The 1,054-nt window shown below is 45.2% G+C and carries 2 protein-coding genes; both read left to right on the forward strand.

Annotated elements, in window-relative coordinates; translation table 11 throughout:
- The coding region (gene rplS / locus A3763_RS22910) for a 50S ribosomal protein L19 (RefSeq protein ID WP_068760592.1) at positions 1-252 on the forward strand (252 nt) is incomplete at its 5' end.
- Positions 253-342: 90 nt separating this feature from the next.
- Positions 343-1,054 (forward strand): tyrosine-type recombinase/integrase (locus A3763_RS22915; RefSeq protein WP_068760594.1); only part of this gene is annotated, 712 nt, incomplete at its 3' end.

Genomic DNA, 1,054 nt, shown 5'->3' on the forward strand with positions numbered 1-1,054 from the left:
AAAGAAGGTAACCGTGAGCGTCTACAGGCCTATGAAGGTGTTGTTATCGCTAAGCGCAACCGTGGTCTTAACTCTTCTTTCACGGTTCGTAAGATTTCTTACGGTGTTGGTGTTGAGAGAACATTCCAGACTTTCAGTAAGCAGGTTGATAGCATCGAAGTTAAGCGTCGTGGTGATGTTCGTCAGGCTAAGTTGTACTACTTGCGTGAGCTAAGTGGTAAGGCTGCTCGAATTAAAGAGAAGTTGAGCTAAGTTTTAATACTGCTTAATTTATCTTTTAAAAAAGGCAAGTGGCTTTAGGGCGCTTGCCTTTTTTGCTTTCTCCTTGGTGGTGAATGGGTGATGACGTATACAGAGCGTTTTCTTGACACTTTGTGGCTAGAGAATGGGCTAAGTGACAATAGCTTGTCTGCTTACCGATCCGATTTAAAGCAATTTGCTTCGTGGCTCCATAAAAAGCGCACTTTAGAGCTACATCAGGCTGGCGAAAGTGATATCTATGATTATCTATCGGACTGCTTGGAAAGAGGGCTTAAGTCTTCGTCCAGTTCACGCTTATTATCCTGTTTAAGGCGCTTCTACCGCTTTCTAGTGCGCGAAAACATAATCGCCATAGACCCAACACTCAATATAGATAACCCCAAGTTGCCGCGTATGCTGCCCAGTTCTCTTACTGAAGCAGAGGTTGAGAAGTTATTGGCGGCTCCGGACGTTTCTGAGGTGCTTGGCTTGCGTGATAGGGCAATGTTAGAGGTTATGTATGGCTCCGGCCTAAGGGTGTCAGAATTGGTATCCCTGAATTTTGAGCAACTAAATGTCCAGCAAGGCTTAATTCGTTTATTTGGAAAGGGTGGTAAGGAGCGTTTGGTTCCTGTGGGGGAGCCGACCTTGGATTGGCTGGACGAATACTTGTCGAAAGCCAGGCCAGAGCTAGCGGGCTCATCTGGGTGTCACGTCATCTTCCCAAGTTCTCGATCACAGCAAATGACAAGGCAAACATTCTGGCATCGAATTAAAAAGTATGCGATTGAGTCCGGTATTAACAAAAAATTAT

Source organism: Oleiphilus sp. HI0128 (assembly GCF_001635365.1).